Here is a 23,863-nt window from a genome sequence, read left to right on the forward strand (position 1 = left end):
ACTGCTATTTGAGTCTAAAGGATGCCGTACTGAGTGCAATCAGCTCTCCACGAGGATTCGTAATTCTCGATTCCGCCGTAATGGATCGGCCCGTTTCATGAACAATTTTACCGGTAACTTTAAGATACTCCTGCTTCGCAGGCATCACAAAATGTACATTCAGATTGCTGGTAACACTGGAACGATGAGGATACTTCAGCATTACGGCAACACCCATCGTATTGTCCAATAACGAAGATAGAACACCGCCATGTACGATTCCCATGAGGTTCAAATGATGTGGAAGTGGATCAAGCGACACGACGACTTCATCATTTCCCGCCTGCTCCAATTTACATCCTAAATAACCCCAAAACGTAGATTCAGCTGCTTTTGTAATCGCCTCAAGGTACTCTCGTTGTTCGTCTGTCTGGCTGTGAGCATCTTCTTGCTCACGATCGATCCTGACCACTGCGCTCCCTCCCTTCTGTATTCACATATTTATCTTGGGCTGAAGGGACAATCGACATTAAATTACGCTGTCGGCTGCTCCTCATCCTCCTCCAGCAATTTCCGCCTTAGTACTTTACCGACCATAGTTTTGGGCAAGGACTCTCTAAATACATATTGTCTGGGCACTTTGTACGCTGCCAATTGACTGCGGCAGAACTGCTCGAGTGAAGCTGGATCCGGCTCAGCACCATCCTTAAGCACAATATAGGCCTTCACAGACTCCCCGCGATAGCTGTCCTTCACCCCAACAACGACGGCTTCCTTCACAGATGGGTGCTCATATAGCACCTCTTCAATCTCTCTAGGATAAATGTTGAATCCGCTTGCAATAATCATATCCTTTTTACGGTCAATAATCGTAAAGTATCCCTCTTCATCCATCGTAGCCATATCGCCTGTAAAGAGCCATCCATTGCGGATCGTTTCAAAAGTTTCTTCCGGTCTTCCCCAATATCCCTTCATCACTTGAGGACCTTTGACAATCAGCTCACCCGGCTCTCCGACAGGCATTTCCTCCCCTGTTTCAGGATGAATCACTCTTGCGTCAGTGTCTGGAAAAGGGATGCCAATGGTGCCGATCTTGCGTTTGCCCCATATTGGATTGGCATGAGTTACGGGAGAAGCCTCCGTGAGTCCATACCCTTCGATAAGCCGTCCTTTCGTCATTTCCTCGAATGTATCCTGAACCTCTACAGGAAGCGCAGCCGATCCGCTGATACAAGCATTAATAGACGATAAATCATATTCCTTGATTCTGGGATGATTGATCAGTGCAATATACATGGTTGGAGCTCCCGGAAATAGTGTCGGCTTCTTCTTGCGGATCAGGTTCAAGATCATATTCACTTCAAATTTAGGTACTAGGATCATCAGCCCAGCTCTGTATATGGCCTGATTTAATACACATGTCAGCCCAAAGACATGAAAACAGGGCAGTGCTGCCAAATATCGCTCTTTACCATCCTCCACCTGGTGGCACCAGTTTCCCGACTGGATTGTATTTGCAATCAGGTTCATGTGTGTGAGCATTACACCCTTTGGTACGCCGGTTGTACCACCCGTATATTGGAGCTGTGCCAATTCTTCCTTGGCATCGACGGACTCCAATATGGGATCGGCAGCGGCGCTGTTGATCAGTTTGGTGAAGGAATGGACTTGGTTATTGTAAGAAACTACAGGTAAAGGTCCCTCTTTTTTGGCCTTGATCGGATACAGCCACTTCTTAATTAGAGGCAGATAGTCTTTAACACCTGTAACGATCGTGTGCTTGATCTCCGTTTCCTGTACAGTGTTCTCAACCCGGGAATAGAAGGTATCCAGTGTAATGATGATTTTCGCTCCCGAGTCCTTCATCTGGTGGGCCAGCTCACGTTCCATGTACAAAGGATTGGTCATCACCGCTACGCCTCCAAGCAGCAGCGTACCATAATACGCGATGACTACCTGTGGACAATTAGGCAGCATTATGGCTACCCGGTCCCCTTTCTTCACGCCTAAACCGCGCAGCACATTTGCCATCTGGTATGACAGCATCAGCAGCCTCTTGTAGCTAATCGACTTACCCATAAAATACATTGCCGGCCGATGGGGGAACTTCTGTGCTGATGTGACCAGAAACGCAGCCAAATTCTGATTCGGATATTCACACGTCGGGGCCACTTCGGCCTCATAAAACGGCAGCCAGGGCTTATCGTTCATGATAATCATCCCTTTCATTCTCTTTTATCGAGAATGCTTCCTCGCTGACCTACTCCTCATCCAATACCATTTGATCTCTTCAGATTAAACCGTATAACGCTCATTATGGATAACGCGGGCAGCGATGCTGCGTTTGTACAGATTCGTGTTAACCGGATTGCTTCTCGTCAGCTTTTTGAGCACGGATAATTGCATGCGCAGCATATCGCCCGACTCTATTGTCGTCAGCAGCTCTTTTGCCACAGATTCTACTCTGAGGAATGCTTCATAAGCAAACACTTTTGTCATTTCAATCATATTTAGTGCTTTCTCTTCAGAGGTTCTAGATGCTTGTTTGTTCGTACGGGCGAGTACACTCTCAAGTGCAAAAATATCAATCATCATATCGGCAAGACCTGCGAGCACTTCCTGCTCCTTCTCGAGCTTCGTCCCGTATTTCTGCACGGCAAGACCACCAACCAGCAGGAAAATCTTCTTACTCATCTCCAGGAAATGCCCTTCCTGCTCTAAAACACCTTCAAACGTTTGATTCGGCAGAATCTGCAGGATTTCGTTTTGAAGGGCCTGTGCCTTTTGGAGGAGTGCTAATTCCCCCTTCAGCGCCTTCTTCACCAGTGTGCCTGGGATCAAAAGTCGATTGATCTCATTCGTCCCTTCAAAAATCCGGTTAATCCGCGAATCGCGGTACAGCCGCTCAATTTTATATTCTTGGATATAGCCGTAACCTCCGTGAATTTGTACACCTTCATCCGCAATGACGTCCAGATTCTCGGAAGAAAACACCTTATTAATCGAGCATTCAATGGCATAATCGGAGATTGCCGCGGCAGCCAGTGTTCCTGCATCATCTGCTGTATAGTCAATATCCTGCATTGCCTCATCCAGCAGGCCAGCCGTGCGATATACCATACTCTCCACTGCAAATGTTCGAATATTCATCTCTGCCAGCTTCTTGCGGATCAGCGGGAAATTGGAGATCGGTGTCTCAAACTGTTTTCGTGTGTTGGCATATTTGGTGCTGAGCTCAACCGCTTCCTTGGCCGCTCCCACGGAGCCTGCCGCCAGTTTGTATCTGCCAATGTTCAGAATATTAAATGCAATTCGGTGACCTTTGCCAATCTCACCTAGCAGATTCTCCTTCGGTACCTTGACATCCTCAAAGTATAGCGGGCGTGTAGATGAGCCTTTGATTCCCATCTTCTTCTCTTCCGGTCCAAGTGTAAAGCCTTCCATTTCTTTCTCGACAATAAACGCAGTAAAGTGCTCCCCATCGATTTTGGCATATACAATAAAAATATCTGCGAATCCCGCGTTTGTAATGTAGAGCTTAGATCCATTCAGAATGTAGTGCTCACCGTCGTCCGATAACACAGCGGTCGTCTTTGCGCTCATTGCATCCGAGCCTGAGGTCGGTTCCGTTAAACAATAGGCGGCAATTTTGGTCCCTGAGGCAAGATCGGGCAAGTACTTTCCCTTCTGTTCCCGTGTACCGAAGAATACGATCGGCAGTGTTCCAATCCCAACGTGAGCACCGAAGGACAAGGCAAAGGAGGAGCCCTTCGCCAGCGATTCACTGATAATCGTCGAGCTCACTTTATCCAGTCCAATTCCGCCGAATTCTTCCGGCACATCTGCTCCAAGCAGTCCAAGATCACCTGCCTTTCGAAGCAGCTCTACGGTGAGATCATAGTTCAGCTTCTCGATCTCCTCATCTCTTGTCACCACTTCGCCGTCTATAAAATCGCGAACGGTCTCTGCAATCATTCGATGCTCCTCGGTAAAATCTTCAGGCGTCAGGATACGGTCAAGATCAGCCTTTTCAATGACAAAGCTTCCACCTTTGATCTTCGGTTCTTTGGTTTGGTTGTCGCTCATGAGTTTGGGCTCCTTTCGGGAATGGGGATGGTTGATTGATGAAGAATGTTCATGAATGTGAGTGGCTCGATGATGTTGCTGTGAGTGCGGCTGTGTGTGCGGCTGTTGGCGCTTCAATGATGCTGTGAGTGCAGCTGTGGGCGCTTCAATGGCGAATCGGGTTCCGAGCCTTCTTGCCCTTGGATTCTTCTGATTCCACCTTAATGGTGAGAATCCAAGGGCAAATACGCACGCTTCGCTTCTTCACTCCGATTTCGCCCTCTCCGCTTGTTGCTGCACTCCTTGCATGAAAAGCAATTCTTCCTCTCTCAACCTGTGGGGTGAGAGGGGGGACGGGCTTCCATTCTTCTTCTTATGGAAGTCGTCTGATTTTCTTATGTGAGTGATTCAATGATGAAATGAATCTGCTGGGCGCTTCAATGATGCTGTGAGTGCAGCTGTGGGCGCTTCGATGGCGAATCGGGTTCCGAGCCTTCTTGCCCTTGGATTCTTCTGATTCCACCTTAATGGTGAGAATCCAAGGGCAAATACGCACGCTTCGCTTCTTCACTCCGATTTCGCCCTCTCCGCTTGTTGCTGCACTCCTTGCATGAAAAGCAATTCTTCCTCTCTCAACCTGTGGGGTGAGAGGGGGGACGGGCTTCCATTCTTCTTCTTATGGAAGTCGTCTGATTTTCTTATGTGAGTGATTCAATGATGAAATGAATCTGCTGGGCGCTTCGATGATGATGTGAGTGCAGCTGTGGGCGCTTCAATGGCGAATCGAGGTCCGAGCCTTCTTGCCCTTGGATTCTTCTGATTTCACCTTAATGGTGAGAATCCAAGGCAATACGCACGCTTCGCTTCTTCACTCCGATTTCGCCCTCTCCGCTTGTTGCTGCACTCCTTGCGTGAAAAGCAATTCTTCCTCTCTCAACCTGTGGGGTGAGAGGGGGGACGAGCTTCCATTCTTCTTCTTATGGAAGCGCCGAGTACAAGCTAGGCTGTTCCAGCGCTTTGTGCGTGCACCTCGAACACCCCCGCTGCACCCATCCCTCCGCCAATGCACATGCTCACCACCCCATATCCTCCACCACGGCGCGCTAGTTCGGATACCAGGCTCACGGTAAGCTTCGCGCCCGTACAGCCGAGCGGATGACCAAGTGCAATAGCACCACCGTTCACGTTAACCTTCTCTTCGTCAAGGTTAAGAGCACGGATGATGTGCAGGCACTGGGAAGCGAATGCTTCGTTAATTTCAAACAGCGCCACTTGTTCCAGCTCAATCCCCGCCATTCTCAGCGCTTTCGGTATCGCTTCGACAGGTCCTACCCCCATAATTTCCGGCTCCACTCCTGCCAAGGCAAACGAGCGGAAGGTGGCCAAGGGTTCAAGACCGAGCTCCTCTGCTTTTTCCCTGCTCATTACAGCGACAGCTGCTGCCCCATCGCTGGTTTGAGATGCATTGCCTGCCGTAACGGTGCCTTTTACCGAAAATGCAGGTCTCAAACGGGCTAGCCCCTCTGCTGAGGTATCTGCACGCACCCCTTCATCGGTATCAAAAGTGAATTGACGGTTCCTGATCCGCCCGTTGTCATCAATGGTCGTATGGGTAACCTCGACAGGCACAATTTCAGCCTTGAATCGGCCGGCAGCGATTGCCGCATGGGCTTTACGGTGACTGTTCACGGCATAGGCATCCTGTGACTCTCGGTTCACCCCGAACCTGCGGGCAACCTCCTCAGCGGTGTGTCCCATTCCCATATATACTTCCGGCATCTCCTCCACAATTCGGTAATGTGGAGCAGGCTTGAAGCCGGTCATGGGAACATGGCTCATGCTCTCCACGCCGCCCGCAACAATGACTTCAGCAGAACCGAGCATTATTCGTTCCGCCGCAAATGCAATCGCTTGTAGTCCGGAGGAGCAGAACCGATTGATCGTCAGTGCAGGAACGGTAACAGGGAAGCCGGAATACAAGGAAATGATACGGGCAACATTCAATCCCTGCTCTCCTTCCGGCATTGCACAGCCGAGGATAATATCCTCGACATCTTCCTTTTTCAGCCCTGGCGCTCGTGCAATAACAGCTTCAAGCACAGCTTTGCCCAAATCCTCTACTCGTGTATCCGCCAGGCTACCTTTCTTGGCCTTGCCTACAGCGGTTCGGGCAAGTGACACAATGACTGCTTCTCTCAAACTAATCACCTCAACCTTTAATTGATATAAGTGAATCCGTTTCATAAGACTGCTGAAATGGATCCGGATAATGATGATTTTAAGGGATGTATTTAGTAAGCTCTGCCGTCTAATGCGAGTAATGCATTGTGATCCGCTAATTGCGAAGAGGCTTACCCTTGGCAAGCATGTGCTGCATGCGCTGCTGGGTTTTCACTTCACCTAGCAGGCTCAAGAAGGCCTCCCGTTCAAGGTCCAATAAATACTGTTCTGAGACAAGGGTACCTGCCGGAACATCTCCCCCTGCCAGAATATGAGCAAGCTTCTTCGCAATGAGGTAATCATGCTCGCTAATATATCCGCTCTGCTTCATACCCAGCGCCCCCAGCTGAAGCACCGCACGTCCGTCACGCCCTGCAACTCTTGCTTTACAGGCAGGAGCTGGTGTATATCCTTCACGATCCAATTCAAGCACGGCCTGCTTGGCTTCATAGATGCGATAATCCTGATTCATCACTACACGATCCTGGGATCGTCCATAGCCCATATGCAGTGCTTCATGCCCACTGGATGAGGTTTTGGCAAGTGCAATCATTTCAAAGATGCGGTTAAGCTCTGGCTGAAGGTCATCCTGCTGATCCGGAAAGCGATCGCTCGTCATCCGCACCAGCTCTTTGCAGCCTCCTCCGGCTGGAATCAGGCCTACTCCCGTTTCCACCAAGCCAAAATAGGTTTCTGCCGAGAAGATAATTCGATCTGCGGGTAGACAGGCTTCAACGCCTCCTCCAAGCGTCATCCGATGTGGGGCAGCTGCAACCGGTTTAGCTAATTGCTTGAGCTTCATCATACTGCCTTGGAACAATCGGATAATGTCATCCACCTCATCCCAATCTCCGCTTTGGGCTTCCATAAGCATCAGCATGAGATTCGCACCCACACAGAAGTTTCTGCCTTCATTGGCAAGAACGAGACCTCTATAGTTAGCTTCGACTTCTTCGGCTGCCTGCTGAATCATGACCAGAATGTCGGCGCCAATGGCATTGTTTGGAGAGGTGAATTCCAGAAGGGCAACATCATCTCCAATATCAATCAGATTTGCGCCTGTGTTTGAACGAATGATTTTGTTCTGAGCTTTAAGTGCTGCTAAGGATATAATCTCAGGACGAATTTCTACCACTTTGTACTCCCCTTTGAAATATTGGAATACGTCTCCTTCCTTCTGCAGATAAAAGGAATTGTTCCCTGCAGCGATCCAGTTCTTCACCCATGCAGGCACGATCAGACCTTCTGCTTCCATGCGATCAACCGATGCAGGCAGACCGATCAGATCCCAGGTCTCAAAAGGCCCCAGCTCCCAGTTGAATCCCCATTTCATCGCATGATCGATATCCTGGATGGAATCTGCGATTTCCCCCAGCTTCTCTGCGGAGTAGATCAGCACTTGCTTAAGCACATTCCATGCCAGCTCTGAATATCGGTCCTTTGTGTTCAGAAAAGCCCTGATCTTCTTCCTTGCTCCTTTGACTGTCTTCGCAGCTTCAATCGACGCTGAGCTGATCTTGGCGCTTGGACTGTACTCCATGTTAGCTAGACTCAGCGATAGAATCTGACTGCCGTGATCTCCTTTTACTTTTTTGTAGAACCCCTGACCACTCTTCTCACCAATCCAGCCTCTTGTTAACAATTCCTGCAGCGCGGCAGGCACTTTAAATACATCCCTCTCCGCTCCGTCCGGCACGGAATCATACACGTTCTGGGCCACATGAATAAAAGTATCGATCCCTACCAAATCGAGCGTACGGAACGTTGCACTCTTGAGCCTGCCGAGCGCTGGTCCTGTTGCGGCATCCACTTCCTCTACCGAGTATCCGTTTTCCGCCATTTCCCTCAATGTGACGAGCAGTCCATAAGTGCCAATACGGTTTGAGATAAAATTCGGAGTATCCTTGGCAATGACAACGCCCTTGCCCAGCCTTTTCTCACAGAATTCTTTCATGAAGGATGTGATCTCAGGATCGGTGTCGAACCCTGGGATAATCTCCAGCAGCTTCATATGCCGTGGTGGATTAAAAAAGTGTGTTCCTAGAAAATGACGCCGAAACTCCTCACTGCAATCCTCCACCATCGCATTGACCGATATGCCGGACGTGTTCGTGCTGACAATGGTTCCTTTTGCACGGACCGCTTCAATCTGCTTCATGATAGACCTCTTAATTTCCAGCTTTTCGGTAACAACTTCAATAATCCAGTCAACTTGTTTCAATAGATGCAAGTGATCCTCTATGTTGCCCGGTGTAATTCGTTCTGCAAAATGAGAAGCATAAAGTGGAGCCGTGCTTGACTTGGGAAGCGCAGCAATGGCACGATTGGCAAGCCGGTTGCGTACCGCAGGATGCTCCAGTGATAGCCCTGCCTGTTCTTCTTCTGGTGTTAATTGAGCCGGTACAATATCCAGCAGCAGACAAGACAGTCCCGCATTAGCCAGATGTGCAGCAATTCCTGCACCCATGACCCCGGAGCCGATTACGGCAGCTTTGGATAAGGTCCTCTTCGTAATTGCAGATGGATGAGTAGGGGTTAACATTTGGTTCACTTCGCAACGACCTCCTGTTCATTCATTTCAGAAACACCGAAGACGGAAGCTTCGAGTATTTCTGCAATATCCTTCGTTTGCACTTTGTCTTCTATTTCTATAAGCTTCGTTCCATCCTCCAGCATCGTCAGGCAGTAAGGACAAGCAGAGCTGATCATCGTCGGTGATACAGATAATGCCTGTTCTGTCCGTGCGAGATTTACACGCTTGCCGGTATCCTCCTCCATCCACATCTGTCCGCCGCCGGCACCGCAGCACATCCCGTTCTCTCGACTGCGTTCCATTTCAACGAGCTCGACGCCTGGAATAGCGCGCAGCACATCTCGCGGTTGATCGTACACATCGTTATATCTTCCGAGATAGCAGGAATCGTGATAGGTGATTTTTTCTGATAACGTGTGCTTGGGAATCAGCTTGCCGGTCTTCACCAGCTCATCCAAGAGCTCGGTATGATGAAGCACTTCGGCTGTAAGGCCAAAATCGGGATATTCATTCTTGAACACGTTAAATGTATGGGGACAGGCTGTAACGATTTTTTGAACATCATATTTATTAAAAATTTCGATGTTCTCCACACACAGCTGCTGGAACAAAAATTCATTCCCCATTCGTCTCGGTGTATCACCCGAATTCTTCTCTTCATTGCCCAATATCGCAAAGTTGACACCTGCCTCATTCAGCAAATGAACGAGCGAACGTGTAACCTTTCGGCTCCGGTTATCATAGGACCCCATCGAGCCTACAAACAGCAGAATGTCAAAGTCCGGGTTCTCCTTCACCGTCGGAATGCTCAAATTCAAGGTGCCGTCCGGGTCAATTTCCTTCACCCACTTGCTGCGTTCTGCCCGGCTGATCCCCCATGGATTACCTTGACGCTCAATATTCTGCATTGCTCGTTGTCCCTCATGAGGTACGCTTCCCTCCATCAGCACGAGATGACGTCTGAGATCTACAATTTTGTCCACATGCTCATTTGCAACAGGGCACTGATCCTCACAGTTACGGCACGTAGTACAAGCCCATATTTCTTCTTCTGTCATGACTCCACCGATGAGCTGCACATCCTTGGCGGTAACACCTTCAACTTGATGCCAGGCTCTTTTTTGCACACTCATGGTTGGACGAATGTCAGTTACTCCTTCCCCCGTCCATTCGCTAAGTGATAGATCGGCAGTTCTCATTTCGTGGACTCCAGCGTAACCAAACACACTGGCAGGCATCCAGGCCGACTTCGACGTCAACGCCTCGCCCTTCTCGGTTAAGTGGTCTCTTAACTTGATAATCATGTGCATGGGGGACAAGAGCTTGCCGGTATTGGTCGCCGGGCATACATTCGTACATCGTCCACACTCTACGCAGGCATAGAAATCGAGCATTTGCTTCTGGGTAAAATCTTCGATATGACCGACCCCATAGGACTCTGCCTCTTCATCTTCTAAATCGAGCTTACTTAGCTTGCCAGGTGGATCTGTTCGTCGCAGCAGGATGTTAATGGGTGCAGTAATGAGATGAAAGTGCTTGGATTGGGGTACGTATAGTAGAAAGGAGAGCAGGATCAGCAGATGAATCCACCAGAAAAAGAAATACACTGCGGACACCGCTACATCAGGCATCCAGGTAAATAACGATGCAATTCCAGATGAGATGGGTGCATAGGCTGAAGATGGCAAATCCTCTCTGAGACGTTCAAATGCCATTGTGAAGAGAACGGATATCATTAGAGATGTGATATAAAAGACAACAAGGCTTGGTTTCCAGCCTCTTTTTAACCGATGCAGCTTCTCCCCATATCTTCGATAGGCAGCATATGAGATGGCGAGGAGAATAAGCACGACCGTAATCTCCTGGGTCAATATAAATCCTTCGTAACCCGGTATAGGCAGACTGTGCCCTGTGAGCCCCTTCCAGATAATGTCCAGTGCACCAAACTGCAGAATAATAAATCCGTAAAAAACGATAAAATGCATGATTCCGCTTCTCGGATCCTTGAACAGCTTGCTCTGACCGAAGACCTGCACCATAAATGCTGCAATCCTGTCTTGAATGTCCTTGCGAAGATCCGCAGGTCTGCCTAATTTGATATATAAGTAACGGTGGTATACAACTCTGGCGAATAGATAAACCGCCCAGCCGGTAATGAGGGTAAAGAGCAGTGCATTCATCATTTGTAGAATCATCCTCATCAAGCCCCTTGTATTGATAAAATTTAATTTCAGCTTGCATGGCGGATAGCTGTTAGTTTGAGCTTTAGTAACTTACTATCTTTTGATGTGCAGCTTCACTCCTTTCGGGCACAACCCCCCTAGCCATTGACAATGGTAAGTTGATTCATTAATTAAGCGCTTACATTATGTCTGCAAAAACAGACCTCCACATCGTTTGTACTCTTTGACAATATCATTGTCATACTCGCTGCAAACTTCGATATGAACGCCTAATGAACCGTCTCAACCTTGTATAACGATTTTTCAATGAGACAGGGATTGAATCGTTGACAATGACTGGAACGTATTTTATAGTGGATACAAGAAATGAATGAGTATTCATTCAGAAATTTAACTGTATTCTAACACCGGGGTGAACATATGACAAGTAAAAAAACAGAAAAATATCAACTCATACTTCAAGGCGCCCTCAAAGTGTTTGCCGAGAATGGCTACCATCGGTCCCAGGTTTCCAAGATTGCTAAGGCTGCCGGCGTAGCCGATGGGACGATCTACCTCTACTTTAAGAGAAAGGAGGACATCCTGATTCATCTGTTCCAAGAGAAGCTGGGTGAGCTGGTGCAGAAATTCCATGACAGTGTCGCTGGCAGCTCTGATCCAGTTCAGGCCCTCCGCACGGTCTGCCGCATTCATTTTACAGAGCTTGAGAATAATCCTGAGCTTGCGTACGTCACGCAGATCGAGCTAAGACAAAGTGATATTGAGCTTCGCAAGGAGATTGGCAAATCACTCAAGCCATATATTGAGCTGATTGAGAATATTCTAGAGCAGGGCATTGAACTGGGACATTTTAGAGAAGACCTGAATCTCAAACTGGTTCGAAACCTCATCTTTGGCTCCATGGATGAAGCAGTTACCTCCTGGCTGATCTCAGGGCAGAAATATTCGCTTCAAGAACAGGTTGACGACACCCTTAGCTTCTTTCTTCACGGTGTTTCCAAATAAATAAATTCATAACTCATGTTTTGAAGGGAGACGATCGAATATGAAGATAGTTGTATTGTTAAAGCAAACTTTTGATACAGAGGAGAAGATCACTCTGCAGAATGGAGTCGTGTCTGAGGATGGTGTGAAATTTGTCATTAATCCATACGACGAATATGCGGTAGAAGAAGCTGTCAAGCTTCGAGATGAACACGGCGGCAGTGTAACTCTTCTCTCCGTCGGTCCAGACCGTGCTGCAGAAGCCCTGCGTACAGCGCTCGCGATGGGTGCAGATGAAGCGGTTCTGATCTCGGATGAGCGAATCCCTGACGACGAATATGTGATCTCCAAAGTGCTCTATTCCTACTTAAACCAAGAGAATCCGGATCTCATTCTTGGGGGTAATTTCTCCGTCGATCGTGGATCAGGTCAGGTCGCCATTCGTCTGGCTGAGCTCCTCGGCATTCCTCACACCTCATCCATTACCAAGCTAACGATTGAAGGTACAACAGCCGAAGTCCATCGGGATGCTGAAGGTGATCTTGAAGTGCTCCGTGTCACACTGCCTGCGCTGTTTACCGCTCAGCAAGGGCTAAACGAACCTAGATATCCCTCCCTGCCCGGCATTATGAAAGCGAAGAAGAAACCATTCAAGACACTGCTGCTTGAAGATCTAAATCTCACAGAAGCGGATGTTCAGCCTGCTACGAAGCAAGTCGAGCTGTCGCTCCCACCTGAACGAGGTGCGGGTAAGATCCTTAAGGGCGATGCCGAGCATGTTGCGCGTGAGCTTGTCGGCCTGCTGCGTACTGAATCCAAAGTCATTTGAACGATACAATGCGTGCTGAATCATACTGATTCGTAAATTCATTGTGCAACAGTGGACTTTGCCATGCCAGATCCTTCATTTTGTATGCGGTTTCAATAATGAGCATCTCATTTACCCCAAGTGTATGGCAAACAGAATGTCCGACATGCGTTATTTTTCCATTGGCTGTTCATGCATTCAAATTCAAATGACCCGAGGAGGTTCTTGTGATGAGTAAAACATTGCTTGTATATGCCGAGAATCGAGATGGAAGGCTTCGTCAGGTAGCACTCGAAACGTTAGGTGCTGCACAACAAATCGCAGGTGCTCAGGATCGGATCCAGGCTGTAGTGGCAGGTTCTGATATAACGTCCGCCGTAAGTGAACTCGTTCCCTATGGCGTCGATTTGATCTATACCATCGAGCATTCAGCGCTTGAACACTATAATCCTGAAGCTTATTTAGCTGCATTAAAATCCGTCTTACAGAAGGCAGCACCAGACCTTGTCCTCTTCGGACATACCGCTCTGGGTAAAGATCTGGCTCCATTAGTTGCAGCTCATCTTCAGGCAGGGCAGATCTCGGACATTACTTCTATTGATCTAGAAGGAGGTCATCCTGTATTCACGAGACCACTGTATGCAGGCAAAGCCTTTGAAAAACGTGTATTTGAGGCTGGACCAGCGGTCATTACCATTCGGCCGAACAATATTGCTGCAGCGTCTGCTGCTGAGAGCAGTACTTCTCCCATTGAAGATGTTGCTTACCCCTCTCCATCACTGCGTACGATCGTTAAGGAGGTCGTTCAGAAGACGACAGGCAAGATTGATCTCAGCGAAGCCAAGATCGTCATCTCTGGTGGCCGGGGCGTCAAGAGTGCAGACGGCTTCAAGCCTCTTGAAGAGCTCGCTGGTCTGCTTGGCGGAGCTGTGGGTGCTTCACGCGGTGCGTGTGATGCAGGCTATTGTGATTATTCGCTGCAGATTGGTCAGACAGGGAAAGTAGTTACACCCGAAATTTATATTGCTTGCGGCATCAGCGGTGCCATTCAGCATTTGGCAGGAATGAGCCAATCGCGTGTCATTATTGCGATCAATAAGGATCCTGAAGCACCTATCTTTAAGGTTGCAGATTACGGCATTGTCGGCGATCTGTTCGACGTTGTGCCTCTCCTCACGGCCGAATTTAGGAAGGTACTGGTATAGGCGTTCCATTATTGGACGCCGCTCTCCGGTTGCTAACGCAAAAGTCGTTCGTTATTCAAAAAATTTCACTTTGTAGCTGGGGAGGAATTCTTGGGGGTGGGGCTGGCGTTACATTTTTTGGCTCCCTCTCTCCGGTTGCTTCGCAAAAGTCGTTCGAGATCCAAAAAATTTCACTTGTAGCTGAGGGAAGAATTCTTGAGGTGGAGCTGGCGTTGCAATTTTTTGAGCCCCTCCCTTCGGTTGCTCGCAAAAGTCGATGGGCTCTCATAATTCCACTTTGTAGCTGAAAGGAAGAATTCTTGGGGGTGGGGCTGGCGTTACATTTTTTGGCTCCCTCTCTCTGGTTGCTTCGCAAAAGTCGTTCGAGATCCAAAAAATTTCACTTGTAGCTGAGGGAAGAATTCTTGAGGTGGAGCTGGCGTTGCAATTTTTTGAGCCCCTCCCTTCGGTTGCTCGCAAAAGTCGATGGGCTCTCATAATTCCACTTTGTAGCTGAAAGGAAGAATTCTTGGGGGTGGGGCTGGCGTTACATTTTTTGGCTCCCTCTCTCTGGTTGCTTCGCAAAAGTCGTTCGGGCTCCAAAAAATTTCACTTGTAGCTGAGGGAAGAATTCTTGAGGTGGAGCTGGCGTTGCAATTTTTTGAGCCCCTCCCTTCGGTTGCTCGCAACTGTTGCTGCTTCTCTAAATAACGTACTTGCTTTCATAAATCACCGGTGTTAGGACATACCATTTCCAGATGGTAACGTTCGATTAACTGCAGGATTGGACAGCCATTCATATCGCCGTTCCCAATCTTCTTCAATAACAGGCCTTAATGTTACTCGTTGTTCGCGTAGCATATTTCCTTTCTTGTATACACTCGCCTTCATGAGCTATTCAATTAACGCTCTTATCTTCCTAATATTAATATCTCTCCCTTATCATTTACTCCTCTAAATATAAATCCACTAGCATCTTTTGTATTTAGTTCATTGTATGATGCTGCAAAACCATCTTCTAAAATTAATTCGATAAATACTGTTGAATTCTCTTTTATTTCATCCATATCATACGAAATTACGTTATCAATATTATCATTACTTATGATTACTCTTTTAATTTCAGGATTATCTGATTCCACTCCGAAAATAGTATCGTACATATTTCTTGAGTTTAGTCTCGCCGACCATGTCCCCATCAGTTCCCCTTCTGTTCCGATCAACGGTTGCATGGACTGTAACACAGCTACATTTGATACTTGATATAAGAACCCCAATTTAATTTCAACTTGCTTCACATAATTGAAATTCTCGGTTTCCCATATAACCGCTTTATTATTTTCGAATTTTTTGTTATATACTACATCACCGTCTGTGAAAGGGTATGATATTCTTAAAGCTTGTTTCTCGTTTAGTGAATAGCCATACCTATAAAGAATGAAAAATACAATCGCTAAGATTACAACAAAGAAAATTGATCTTCTCTTTATTTTCTTGTTCATAGAGTCTCCATTCATCCTATTTGCATTGATTTCCAATAACGTTCTTGCATTAACTGAACCCGAAAGGCTTAAGTGAGTTAGCTAACGACACCCAACTCTGCTGATTCGTCAATCGCTTGATATTGTTATATCGCTTTAAGAAGCGATGTTTTACTTGCGTTTGAAAACCCTTCAAGGATAATTCCTCTAATCTCATATTTATATAACGGTTTCCTTCTTTACAATGATTTCGCCTAACGTCCTTGTATTCACGACGTCCGACGTAGTCGGATGTGTCCGGCAAATGCCGGACCGAGGACGAATGTCCGATGCGTGAATATATTGTTATCCGATGCTATTCTCTCTTGTTCATTTCTTTAGCTCTAAATAATTCATATTATAATCTTCCCCTGAGAAATTCATTGTTCCGGAATATCCACTTAATTCCCACTCATCGTTTTCGTTAGGCGTAAAAATATATTCTCTGTACCAATCCTTTAACTTTTCATCATCACCAACATACTCTTCCTTGATGCTTAATGTAGTTTGATTAAAAAATTCGTTCTCGAATTCACTCTTATAAACAACCGCTTTTGTTATCGTAATTCCTTTATGAAAGACAGTTGGGTATAATGTGTTTTTATTTATGTATATATCTGAATCGGGATCGGCATCTATATCATTAATAAAGAATATAGCTAAAATATCCTTGGCGCGATTTCCAAATTCTTCAGTAAAAAATTGCTCTATTTCTTTATACTCCAGTTTTGATACCTTTTCTCTCCAAGCTAAGTCAACAATCATTTTTTCTTTCTTTTTTACCATTTCCATTGCAGTGTTCCTGTCGAAATCAATGGTTTCTTCTGTTATCGGCTTTGATTCTTGTGAAGATTGACAAGCCGTCAACAGCAAAATAACCATAATAAATAAATTGACTTTTTTCATAATCAGCTATTCTCCTTGACTTCAACCTTTTTTGTCGTTAGGCCATTGATAAATTATCTTTTTAGTTAGTTTTCTTCTAGTTCACTACATACTGTTGGTTTTGAATAGTTTCGGATAACGTTTTGTATTCACAACCCGAGAAGCTTAAGGGACCAACGGGAGCCGGGTCAAAGACTTAGCCTCGCAGGAATTGTCTGGCTGAATCCACTTCCCTGAAATCCCTCGGTCCAGACCAAGGGCGAATGCCCGCAGCGTGAATACTTTGTTAGATGAGGTTACCTTGAGCTACTCACAAAATCCCTCATGCCCTCTCGTAACATGCTAACCCCTTCTTCTACACTCTTCATATTCTCATCGTCATTCATATTATTCCTTGCATGTAATAATGCCGGTCTTAATGATTCTACTGAATTTCCAAATTGGTACATCCATTCACATCTAGGAACCTTCCATAAATGAAAGTGATGTGTTGTATCTTCATTATAAAAATAATAGACCTTTTCAATTCCCAATCGTTTTCTTTGTTCACTTCTGAGCTTATGAATTAACAAAATAAATTCTAATCGCTCTTCATTTGTTAATTCATCCATGCAATAAAAATGCCTCTTTGAAGCCAATATAACTAACCCTTTAATTGGGTAAGCAATATCCTGATGGACATGAAAGTTGCTTGATTCAAAAATTACTCAACCTGTTGAAGAAATCAAACCACTTGTCAATGCGCAGCTTACACATTCAACTTCTACTGTTCTTCCATCACCCAATGTAATCTGTCTTGGCATTATACACCTCATTGTTTTTGATAAGAACTTGCATCGTAATTTCATCTAACGTTCCTGTATTCACGAAACGCCCCAGCCTTAGATAGCTCTTATCTTGGGCTGGGGCGTTTGTTGTCTGAACTTCTTCCACGATTATACATCTAAACAACCGAGGGGCGATAGCCCCGATGCGTGAATACTATGTTATATGATGGGGATGCCATCTTCGTTTTACCGTTCAACTTATCTCTTTTTTCTTATTATCACTTTCAATATTATTTCACGCTTTGATACATTTTTTCTTTGTGATATTATATATGTAATAAAGACCAAGTGCAGCGAACACTTGGTCAGTACAATTGGCTTGGATGGTCTATTCCCTTCTAAGTCGTAAAAGAACAAAACCCACCTCTGGCCTCAACCTTTGGGTGGGTTTTTACTTTTTCTTGTTGTTATTATTGATGTATGTTAAAAGAGCAAGAATGAACGTCCCAAAGAGGAACATAATCGTTAATGCATCTTTCACTTCCATGGCTTCACCTCCTTTCGAAGGGAAACCATGCCCACCCATGATTCAATTGTAGTTATATTTTACCTTTATTTATAACTGCGTACAAGTGTTCTTGATTTGGTTTACAATCTCTATCTTGCATCCCTTTCATATAACTCTTTTATCTCTGAACTTCGCGAATAACTTCTTCACTTAAATATTCGCGCAATTGTTGAACTGTCCTGCTCTTTCGTAATAGCGTTCATTCTTAAGAAATTAAAATCCTGCCAGTACTTATGTATTCATCACTTCGTTTTTACGCAGGAAGCAACGCAAAAAAGCTGGCTTATAAAGACCAGCTTAAACAGTTCATCTATTAATTCGCAGTAATATCACTCCTGTGGCTTTCTAAACCTTGTCCGGTTACCCACCCCGTTCGGTGAACTTAAACTTTTACTGCATCCAGCCATGCTCTTGCAATGAGGGCATGTCCTGCATCTGTTGGATGCACACCGTCTCCTGCCCAGTAGGCTGGCTCCGCCTTGGTACTCGCTTGAGCAAACAGGCCATCCAGCGGCACATAATATGTTCCGAATTCACGAGCCAGCTCTCGAATGGCATGAATTTTTGGATCAAGATCTACTCTCCATCCCTTGCGATCTTCCGGAACAGGCAGTACGAACGGTTCTATTAACACGATATTCGCATTCGTATGCTCTTTGGTCCGCACAAGCAGCTCACGATATGTACGATAAAATTCATCTGCAGAAGTCTCTGCCTTGGAATCGTACCAGCGCCACGTATCATTGATTCCAATATATATGGACACCCATGTTGGGTTATGCGCCAGGCAATCCTGCTCCCACCTTTGCTCAAGATCTGTAACTCGGTTTCCATTGATGCCGCGATTCATAAACTGAATTTGCTTCTCAGGATAACGAAAATTAAGTTCCGCTGCAACCATCATGGCATAACCTCTGCCAAGGTCACCCACATTATCGTAATTTCTGCCACAATCCGTAATACTGTCTCCGATAAATAGCACTGTAGCTTGATCTTCAATCCGTGTCATATGTATATTGGCTCCTTTAGAAATGATATAAAGCTCTGAACTAATGATAGCGCTAACAGAATGGTCTTGCAACGCCAGATACGACGAATATGTCAGAATATATTTTCATAGTTTCCCTTTATCAAAAGGATTTCGATCATACCTATAGAATTACCAATTGGTATACAATTCCAGGGGGTGTCTGATGAAAGCACTGTTAGTGATTGATGTACAGAATGCCATTGTCGAGCTAAAAGATTTCACAAAAGAACTCACATTAATAGAACAAGTGATTCAAGATTTTAGAAGCGATGGACATCCGGTCATTTTTATTAGACATATTGATGATCAGGAAGAAAGTCCATTGTACCGAGATTCAGAGGGCTCACATATACATGATTCAATTCTTAAATATGCTGAAACTGTAGTTGAGAAACAGACACCGAGTGCATTTTATAACACGAATCTTGCAGAGACTCTGGAGAAGTTAGGCGTTAAACATCTCTTCATCGTCGGCTTTGAGACGGAGTTCTGCTGTATGTTCTCAGCGATATCGGCTTATGACCGCGGGTATAAAGTGACTTTAATTAAGGATGCTTCAGGTACGGGTAATACGCAGGATACGTATGAGATGAAGGATCTGGACATCCAAGGTTTTGTCGGAAAAGTGCTCGATTGGTCAGGGGCAATTGAGGTGCTCGATCACGACAGCTATGTTCAGAATTATGCCGTACACAATACCATCTAAGTCTACAAATCTAAAATCTATTAATATACAAATCTATTTCAATATAAAAGGATGAGCCAAAGCAACCAGAGTGGATAGGCCGCAATTAATTTAACCTATGACTCTATGTAAATTGCCTTGCTCATCCCTAGTAATTATTTATAACCGTTAGCAGTTAAGCATTTTGAAGAGATTCGTCAAGCTCCATTTCCAAGAATACAGGACAATGATCACTTCCCATGATATGACAGTCTGCTCCTGAATCCTTCAAGTACGGTGCAAGCCGGGTCGAAGCAAGGAAGTAATCAATTCGCCAGCCGATATTCCGCTCTCTGACCTTCGCCATATAAGACCACCAGGTGTACACATCTGTCCGATCAGGATAAAAATAACGGAACGAATCTACAAAGCCCGAATCCAGCAGCATGCTCATTTTCTCGCGTTCCTCCAGCGTAAAGCCTGAATTACCACGGTTTGATTTGGCATTCTTAAGGTCAATCTCCTGGTGAGCTACGTTCATATCTCCACATACGATCACAGGCTTATGCTGGTCCAGCTCATTAAGATAGGCTCGAAAACGTTCCTCCCATTCCAGACGAAGAGGTAATCGCGATAAATCCCTTCTCGCATTAGGTGTGTATACATTAACTAGATAAAATTGTTCAAATTCCAGCGTGATCATTCGCCCCTCTGGATCAGGATCCTCCTCACTCATACCATATTGAACCGAAATCGGCTTGATTCTCGTAAACACCGCGGTTCCCGAGTAACCTTTTTTCTCTGCATAATTCCAGTAATCCTCGTAGGAGTCGCCTAACTCCATTTGAATTTGTCCTTCTTGCAGCTTGGTCTCCTGCAGGCAAAAAATGTCCGCATCCATCTGCTTAAAATAATCCATAAACCCTTTATTTACACAGGCTCTCAGCCCGTTTACATTCCAAGATACAAGTTTCACTACGCTGTATATCCCCCTGTAAGTTAAGAATAATTCACATCTCTCTATCAATAAACGAACAAACGTATTATATCATAGAAAGTTTATGTTTCTGCGTAAACTAAGACAGTATTCAGAACATCTTCATCATACGACACAACGTACAATAATCGTGCAAAGATTCTCTCATTCATCAGCTTATCAATAAGAAGCAATTCTTCAACGTTTAAAATAGGTCATTGCAAAATATTTTTAAAGGAACTATCCTTCAGTTGAAGGCGCCTTCGACTAGAGGAGGAATCATATGAACCAAGATGAAATAATGAAAATAGAACAGTTGATACGATCCGATTACAATAATACAGCGGGCATTGTTATTCAAAGAAATGGAAAATTGGTATACGAAAAGTACTTTAACGAATGTAGTGCTGGCAGTCCGGTTCATATTTTTTCTGTCACCAAAAGTATAATTTCTCTATTGATCGGTATTGCAATTGACAAGAAATCTATTAAGGGTGTTGATGAGAAAGTAGTGGATTTCTTTCCGGAATATGCAGCTGAGAATGAGCAAATGTCTTCACTTCATGTAACCATCAAGGATTTGTTGACGATGACCGCTCCTTATAAGCATACAACGGAACTATATGGAGATTATTTTTCAAGCTATAGCTGGGTTAAGTATTCACTTGATTCATTAGATGTTGAAGATGCAGCGAAGGTATTTAGATATACCCACATCATCGGACCCGATATTTTATCAGGAATTCTTGTTCGTGCAACAGGACAATCCGTGTTTGATTTTGCAGCAGACCATTTGTTCGGACCACTAGGTATTCATGTGGAGAATATCCTATTTTTCTCAAATACAGAGGAGCAATTGGCTTTCTATACAGCCAGAGATATTAGCGGCTGGGTTGCTGCTCCTGATGGAGTGAATTCGGCTGGCTGGGGTTTGACTCTTAGCTGCAGAGATATGGCACAAATCGGTCAGCTGTACTTGAATAAAGGAATGTGGAAAGATCAGCGAATTGTATCATCTCAATGGATAGACGAAAGCACCATTGAACACAGCCGATGGAGAAAGCTCAATAGGGCATATGGCTATTTATGGTGGCTATTGGACGATAGTGAGTATGCTGCTATGGGTGATGGCGGGAATGTAATCTATGTTAATCAAAAGAAAGATATGGTCATCTCGATCGCTTCTTATTTTGTCGAAAATGCTAAAGACCGAATTCAATTTATTAAGGAATATATTGAACCGTTATTTGAAGTTCAAGAATAACTGGCAAGCCACATTAAATCAGCCACAGGAATTATCCTGTGGCTGTAAATGTAAGGCTCATCTGTAAATCATCATGAATGACAGAGGAGATCTACGTTCTATTCTTCAAACTCCACATTATGATACACTTGCTGCACGTCCTCAAGATCCTCAAGTACATCAATCAGCTTCTCGAACTGAGCAAGCGCATCGCCTTCCAAGGATACAAAGGTTTGCGGAAGCATCGTAAGTTCAGCTACTGTAAACTCGGTTACTCCTGCATTTTTAAAAGCATCTTGAACGGCATGGAATTGGTCCGGTTCCGCATATACGATAACCGCTTCATCTTCTTCTACAATATCACGGACATCGAGATCAGCTTCCATCAGCAGCTCAAGCACTTCGTCTGCAGATTTGCCTTCCACCCCGATGACTGCCGTAGAGTCAAACATATAGCTGACAGAACCACTTACGCCGAGATTACCGCCATTCTTCGTAAAGGTTGAACGAACTTCAGAAGCCGTACGGTTTACATTGTTCGTAAGGGCATCAACAATGACCATGGATCCGTTTGGACCAAAGCCTTCGTAACGCAGCTCGTCAAAATTCTCTTCCGATCCGCCTTTTGCTTTTTCCAGTGCACGGTCAATAATCGCTTTGGGTACATTGTATGTCTTAGCACGCTCTAGAACGACCTTCAGCGCGCGGTTCGATTCCGGATCTGGCTCGCCTTGACGAGCTACAACATAAATCTCACGTCCAAACTTCGCATAAACACGACTCGTGCTCGCGTCTTTGGATGCTTTCTTCTCTTTAATATTATTCCACTTACGACCCATATCAATATTCGCTCGCTTTCATAGAGATTCTAAACAATCCTTTATATTATAGCTTTTATGGGCCAGCTTGAAAAGTTAGCATCTTGTGGCTCCTTTATTCTGACTCAGTATAGAGGAATCTTAAACCCACCTGATTTATATCCTGTGTATTCGTATATCGGAAACGTAAGCGGCTGTTGATACTCCTCATTCGGAATGTAGTAATGATACAGATGCGTATGCTTATCTCGTTCAGCTGAGATCTGAGCCGTTAACTCAATCTCAGGATTTAGAAGCTTGAACTGCTTCCCCAAGGCATCTATAAATACTCCTCCGTACGTAAGCAGGGAAATGTCATTTTGAATGCTCGGTCCAGGAAACTCGTAATTGTCTAGCCGAAGCTTGATGGTCATATACTCTTCATTTTCTAAAATGTCCAGCAACTGTAGATGTTCATCCGGTGCCTCAATAATCTTCTTTGTCTCAGAGTTAATAATCATGGTCATATTCTTGTCAGAAGCATACACTCCTTCTGATATCAGATACAATTGTTCTGGATCTTCAAAATATAGTCCATCAAAATTAGCCGTATACATTCCCTCGCTAAGTGAACCTGAGCTTAATTCACTCTGATTCCATTGGTGCTGACCTGTATCATCTATTAAAGATAGAGCAAATAAATCATTCACTTGCTTTTTATTTGACTGTAGTGTTTCCAAGCGTATGGTCGTCCTCAAAGGCAGCAGTTCCATTTCACGCAGTAATACAGTCTGGTTGTCTATCGGTATTTCCCTGTTAAATAGAACTTTCTTTCTCAAACCCGCGAACCGGGAGTGATCTACAGAAAAATCCACTTTAAGCTCCTGCTCTCCCAAACGTAACACAAGTCCCATATTTTGCGGAAATACTTCACCTGAACTCAACTGAACTTGGTATGTCATGTACGATTTAGTTGCATCTTCTTCTATAGAGGGATTAAAGTAAGGTGCCGCATAATGAAGCTCTTCATCAGATATTAATTCTACCGAGTACTCGTTTAATTTGCCATTCAAATCAGGACCGCTCAGGGAATATAAGATGACTGCATTCTCTTCATCCGCGATGATTCCACCCAGCGTCAATTGATATTCCCCGCTCGTATCGGACTGATGAATTTCCTGCAACAGATTGTTTTCCGCAGCGAGCATGAGTGTCCTGTTATCGTTTATTGGCTCTAAATATTTGACCATTTCTGGTGAGTAAGATCTGTTTAGGTCCTCATCCCAAATGACATTCCAGGCCAGCGTCAAACCAACCACCAGCAGTAGGGTCACCACAGTTGTAAGCAATACTATTTTATTACTTTTTTTTGATGGCACTACTATACCTCCCGCCCATACATAACTAACTTATATATAATGTAAGAACACTAGCCGGATATAAAAGGTTCGCTTTAC

Annotated in this window: 19 protein-coding genes and 1 pseudogene; 5 read left to right on the forward strand and 15 right to left on the reverse strand. The window is 45.0% G+C overall.

Translation table 11 applies throughout. From position 1 onward, the window contains the following. Positions 1–4 precede the first annotated feature (4 nt). From BK126_RS01000 to BK126_RS01025, 6 genes are all read right to left on the reverse strand, one after another. On the reverse strand, positions 5–451 hold the full coding sequence (locus BK126_RS01000; protein WP_076310886.1) for a PaaI family thioesterase: 447 nt from the start codon (positions 449–451) through the stop codon (positions 5–7). A 62-nt stretch (positions 452–513) separates the two neighbouring features. After that, a complete protein-coding gene (locus BK126_RS01005) occupies positions 514–2,190 on the reverse strand; it encodes a long-chain-fatty-acid--CoA ligase (RefSeq protein ID WP_179085496.1) in 1,677 nt (558 codons plus the stop codon). 84 nt (positions 2,191–2,274) lie between these two features. Then, positions 2,275–4,065 carry an acyl-CoA dehydrogenase family protein gene (locus BK126_RS01010; protein WP_076310887.1) on the reverse strand — a complete coding sequence of 597 codons (1,791 nt, stop codon included), beginning with the start codon at positions 4,063–4,065 and terminating at the stop codon, positions 2,275–2,277. A gap of 978 nt (positions 4,066–5,043) precedes the next feature. After that, positions 5,044–6,243, reverse strand: coding sequence for an acetyl-CoA C-acyltransferase (locus BK126_RS01015; protein ID WP_076310888.1), 1,200 nt, complete (start codon positions 6,241–6,243; stop codon positions 5,044–5,046). Positions 6,244–6,379: 136 nt separating this feature from the next. Beyond that, positions 6,380–8,806, reverse strand: coding sequence for a 3-hydroxyacyl-CoA dehydrogenase/enoyl-CoA hydratase family protein (locus BK126_RS01020; RefSeq protein ID WP_076312484.1), 2,427 nt, complete (start codon positions 8,804–8,806; stop codon positions 6,380–6,382). 5 nt (positions 8,807–8,811) lie between these two features. Next, on the reverse strand, positions 8,812–10,992 hold the full coding sequence (locus tag BK126_RS01025) for a (Fe-S)-binding protein (protein ID WP_076310889.1): 2,181 nt from the start codon (positions 10,990–10,992) through the stop codon (positions 8,812–8,814). A gap of 408 nt (positions 10,993–11,400) precedes the next feature. On the opposite strand from BK126_RS01025, the gene BK126_RS01030 reads away from it, so the two are divergent. From BK126_RS01030 to BK126_RS01040, 3 genes are all read left to right on the forward strand, one after another. Continuing rightward, positions 11,401–11,985, forward strand: coding sequence for a fatty acid metabolism transcriptional regulator FadR (locus BK126_RS01030; RefSeq protein ID WP_047913975.1), 585 nt, complete (start codon positions 11,401–11,403; stop codon positions 11,983–11,985). 40 nt (positions 11,986–12,025) lie between these two features. Then, positions 12,026–12,793, forward strand: a complete 768-nt coding sequence (locus BK126_RS01035) for an electron transfer flavoprotein subunit beta/FixA family protein (RefSeq protein ID WP_076310890.1) — start codon at positions 12,026–12,028, stop codon at positions 12,791–12,793. Between the two features lie 209 nt (positions 12,794–13,002). Then, entirely contained in the window at positions 13,003–13,977 is a 975-nt protein-coding gene (locus BK126_RS01040) for an electron transfer flavoprotein subunit alpha/FixB family protein (protein WP_076310891.1), read from the forward strand. 890 nt (positions 13,978–14,867) lie between these two features. On the opposite strand, the gene BK126_RS01055 is transcribed toward BK126_RS01040, so the two are convergent. From BK126_RS01055 to BK126_RS01070, 6 genes and pseudogenes are all read right to left on the reverse strand, one after another. Then, positions 14,868–15,458: a hypothetical protein gene (locus tag BK126_RS01055; RefSeq protein WP_076310893.1), complete on the reverse strand. Its 591-nt coding sequence runs from the start codon at positions 15,456–15,458 to the stop codon at positions 14,868–14,870. Positions 15,459–15,806: 348 nt separating this feature from the next. Beyond that, on the reverse strand, positions 15,807–16,382 hold the full coding sequence (locus tag BK126_RS01060) for a hypothetical protein (RefSeq protein ID WP_076310894.1): 576 nt from the start codon (positions 16,380–16,382) through the stop codon (positions 15,807–15,809). A 275-nt stretch (positions 16,383–16,657) separates the two neighbouring features. Next, positions 16,658–17,164, reverse strand: a pseudogene (locus BK126_RS01065) (HIT family protein). Next, the gene (locus BK126_RS29240) at positions 17,139–17,294 is read right to left on the reverse strand and encodes a hypothetical protein (protein WP_179085490.1); all 156 of its coding nucleotides are present in this window, start codon (positions 17,292–17,294) and stop codon (positions 17,139–17,141) included. Before BK126_RS29240 ends, BK126_RS01065 begins: the two are co-directional and overlap by 26 nt. A gap of 285 nt (positions 17,295–17,579) precedes the next feature. Further along, positions 17,580–17,675, reverse strand: a complete 96-nt coding sequence (gene comI / locus BK126_RS29690; RefSeq protein ID WP_019419116.1) for a competence inhibitor ComI — start codon at positions 17,673–17,675, stop codon at positions 17,580–17,582. Positions 17,676–18,078: 403 nt separating this feature from the next. Beyond that, entirely contained in the window at positions 18,079–18,705 is a 627-nt protein-coding gene (locus BK126_RS01070) for an SGNH/GDSL hydrolase family protein (protein WP_076310895.1), read from the reverse strand. Positions 18,706–18,889: 184 nt separating this feature from the next. Between BK126_RS01070 and BK126_RS01075 the strand changes: the two genes are divergently transcribed. Then, complete coding sequence (locus tag BK126_RS01075) at positions 18,890–19,432, forward strand: isochorismatase family protein (protein WP_076310896.1); 543 nt, start codon at positions 18,890–18,892, stop codon at positions 19,430–19,432. Between the two features lie 154 nt (positions 19,433–19,586). Here BK126_RS01075 and BK126_RS01080 read toward each other — a convergent pair whose 3' ends face one another. Further along, positions 19,587–20,366: an exodeoxyribonuclease III gene (locus BK126_RS01080; protein ID WP_076310897.1), complete on the reverse strand. Its 780-nt coding sequence runs from the start codon at positions 20,364–20,366 to the stop codon at positions 19,587–19,589. A 283-nt stretch (positions 20,367–20,649) separates the two neighbouring features. Here BK126_RS01080 and BK126_RS01085 point away from each other — a divergent pair, with 283 nt between their 5' ends. Then, on the forward strand, positions 20,650–21,630 hold the full coding sequence (locus BK126_RS01085; RefSeq protein WP_076310898.1) for a serine hydrolase domain-containing protein: 981 nt from the start codon (positions 20,650–20,652) through the stop codon (positions 21,628–21,630). Positions 21,631–21,728: 98 nt separating this feature from the next. On the opposite strand, the gene BK126_RS01090 is transcribed toward BK126_RS01085, so the two are convergent. Further along, positions 21,729–22,448, reverse strand: coding sequence for a YebC/PmpR family DNA-binding transcriptional regulator (locus tag BK126_RS01090; protein WP_076310899.1), 720 nt, complete (start codon positions 22,446–22,448; stop codon positions 21,729–21,731). A gap of 104 nt (positions 22,449–22,552) precedes the next feature. After that, on the reverse strand, positions 22,553–23,785 hold the full coding sequence (locus BK126_RS01095) for a DUF4179 domain-containing protein (RefSeq protein ID WP_076310900.1): 1,233 nt from the start codon (positions 23,783–23,785) through the stop codon (positions 22,553–22,555). Positions 23,786–23,863: the final 78 nt, after the last annotated feature.

Origin of the sequence: Paenibacillus sp. FSL H7-0326 (assembly GCF_001955535.1) — a bacterium.
In the GTDB taxonomy this organism is placed as follows: Bacteria; Bacillota; Bacilli; order Paenibacillales; family Paenibacillaceae; genus Paenibacillus; species Paenibacillus shunpengii.

Excerpts from the sequence above, each read along its gene's own strand:
- BK126_RS01005 (WP_179085496.1), bottom strand. The coding sequence starts at position 2,190 with ATGAACGATAAGCCCTGGCTGCCGTTTTATGAGGCCGAAGTGGCCCCG.
- BK126_RS01010 (WP_076310887.1), bottom strand. The coding sequence starts at position 4,065 with ATGAGCGACAACCAAACCAAAGAACCGAAGATCAAAGGTGGAAGCTTT.
- BK126_RS01020 (WP_076312484.1), bottom strand. The coding sequence starts at position 8,806 with ATGTTAACCCCTACTCATCCATCTGCAATTACGAAGAGGACCTTATCC.
- BK126_RS01025 (WP_076310889.1), bottom strand. The coding sequence starts at position 10,992 with ATGATTCTACAAATGATGAATGCACTGCTCTTTACCCTCATTACCGGC.
- BK126_RS01030 (WP_047913975.1), top strand. The coding sequence starts at position 11,401 with ATGACAAGTAAAAAAACAGAAAAATATCAACTCATACTTCAAGGCGCC.
- BK126_RS01035 (WP_076310890.1), top strand. The coding sequence starts at position 12,026 with ATGAAGATAGTTGTATTGTTAAAGCAAACTTTTGATACAGAGGAGAAG.
- BK126_RS01040 (WP_076310891.1), top strand. The coding sequence starts at position 13,003 with ATGAGTAAAACATTGCTTGTATATGCCGAGAATCGAGATGGAAGGCTT.
- BK126_RS01055 (WP_076310893.1), bottom strand. The coding sequence starts at position 15,458 with ATGAACAAGAAAATAAAGAGAAGATCAATTTTCTTTGTTGTAATCTTA.
- BK126_RS01060 (WP_076310894.1), bottom strand. The coding sequence starts at position 16,382 with ATGAAAAAAGTCAATTTATTTATTATGGTTATTTTGCTGTTGACGGCT.
- comI (WP_019419116.1), bottom strand. The coding sequence starts at position 17,675 with ATGGAAGTGAAAGATGCATTAACGATTATGTTCCTCTTTGGGACGTTC.
- BK126_RS01070 (WP_076310895.1), bottom strand. The coding sequence starts at position 18,705 with ATGACACGGATTGAAGATCAAGCTACAGTGCTATTTATCGGAGACAGT.
- BK126_RS01075 (WP_076310896.1), top strand. The coding sequence starts at position 18,890 with ATGAAAGCACTGTTAGTGATTGATGTACAGAATGCCATTGTCGAGCTA.
- BK126_RS01085 (WP_076310898.1), top strand. The coding sequence starts at position 20,650 with ATGAACCAAGATGAAATAATGAAAATAGAACAGTTGATACGATCCGAT.
- BK126_RS01090 (WP_076310899.1), bottom strand. The coding sequence starts at position 22,448 with ATGGGTCGTAAGTGGAATAATATTAAAGAGAAGAAAGCATCCAAAGAC.